Consider the following 1,757-nt stretch of genomic DNA (forward strand, 5'->3'; position numbering starts at 1 on the left):
TCAATCGGCGCAAGAGTTTCCCACTCTTGTATCGCTACTCATGCCTGCATTCTCACTCGTGAACCGTCCACAACTACCTTCCGGCGCTGCTTCACCCGGCACACGACGCTCCCCTACCCACCCACACAACCGTTAGGTCTCATGTGTGAGTGACACGACTTCGGCGGTATACTTGAGCCCCGCTACATTGTCGGCGCGGAATCACTTGACCAGTGAGCTATTACGCACTCTTTCAAGGGTGGCTGCTTCTAAGCCAACCTCCTGGTTGTCTCTGCGACTCCACATCCTTTCCCACTTAGCATACGCTTAGGGGCCTTAGTCGATGCTCTGGGCTGTTTCCCTCTCGACCATGGAGCTTATCCCCCACAGTCTCACTGCCGCGCTCTCACTTACCGGCATTCGGAGTTTGGCTAAGGTCAGTAACCCGGTAGGGCCCATCGCCTATCCAGTGCTCTACCTCCGGCAAGAAACACACGACGCTGCACCTAAATGCATTTCGGGGAGAACCAGCTATCACGGAGTTTGATTGGCCTTTCACCCCTAACCACAGGTCATCCCCCAGGTTTTCAACCCTGGTGGGTTCGGTCCTCCACGAAGTCTTACCTCCGCTTCAACCTGCCCATGGCTAGATCACTCCGCTTCGGGTCTTGAGCGTGCGACTAGATCGCCCTCTTCGGACTCGCTTTCGCTACGGCTACCCCACACGGGTTAACCTCGCCACACACCGCAAACTCGCAGGCTCATTCTTCAAAAGGCACGCAGTCACGACATGACAGGCAAGCCTGCCATGCGACGCTCCCACGGCTTGTAGGCACACGGTTTCAGGTACTATTTCACTCCGCTCCCGCGGTACTTTTCACCATTCCCTCACGGTACTATCCGCTATCGGTCACCAGGGAATATTTAGGCTTAACGGGTGGTCCCGCCAGATTCACACGGGATTTCTCGGGCCCCGTGCTACTTGGGTGGCTTCCAAGAGAGCCGCTGACATTTCGACTACGGGGGTCTTACCCTCTACGCCGGGCCTTTCGCATGCCCTTCGCCTACATCAACGGTTTCTGACTCTCCCAACAGCCGGCAGACTGCTGAAGAAAGCTCCCACAACCCCACATGCGCAACCCCTGCCGGGTATCACACGCATACGGTTTAGCCTCATCCAGTTTCGCTCGCCACTACTCCCGGAATCACGGTTGTTTTCTCTTCCTGCGGGTACTGAGATGTTTCACTTCCCCGCGTTCCCTCCACATACCCTATGTGTTCAGGTACGGGTGACAGCCCATGACGACTGCCGGGTTTCCCCATTCGGACACCCCCGGATCACAGCTCGGTTGACAGCTCCCCGGGGCCTATCGCGGCCTCCCACGTCCTTCATCGGTTCCTGGTGCCAAGGCATCCACCGTGCGCCCTTAAAAACTTGGCCACAGATGCTCGCGTCCACTATGCAGTTCTCAAACAACGACCCATCCCCCACAGTCCACACACATACCGTGCGCTTCCCACGAGGCCGGTCACCACTGAGAGACACTCACGTTCCCTCAGGACCCAACAGCGTGCCCGACCCTGCCCTCCGCCCCACCTGCCGTTCCACGCCCCCGAAAGGGCAGTACTAGACACCGAGACATCACGCACGGCCGAGTAGTCAACGTTCCACCCATGAGCAAACCACCGCAGGACACGCGCCTGCGCAGTGGCTCTGGACCGTACAAGACGGCCTAGAAGCTCCTTAGAAAGGAGGTGATCCAGCCGCACCTTCCGGT

Annotated in this window: 1 rRNA gene; it reads right to left on the reverse strand. The window is 58.1% G+C overall.

The features are described 5' to 3' along the window. Positions 1 to 1,420, reverse strand: a 23S ribosomal RNA gene (locus NON19_RS32995); the annotation flags it as partial. Positions 1,421 to 1,757 lie beyond the last annotated feature (337 nt).

Source organism: Streptantibioticus rubrisoli (genome assembly GCF_024436055.1).
Classification (GTDB): domain Bacteria; phylum Actinomycetota; class Actinomycetes; order Streptomycetales; family Streptomycetaceae; genus Streptantibioticus_A; species Streptantibioticus_A rubrisoli.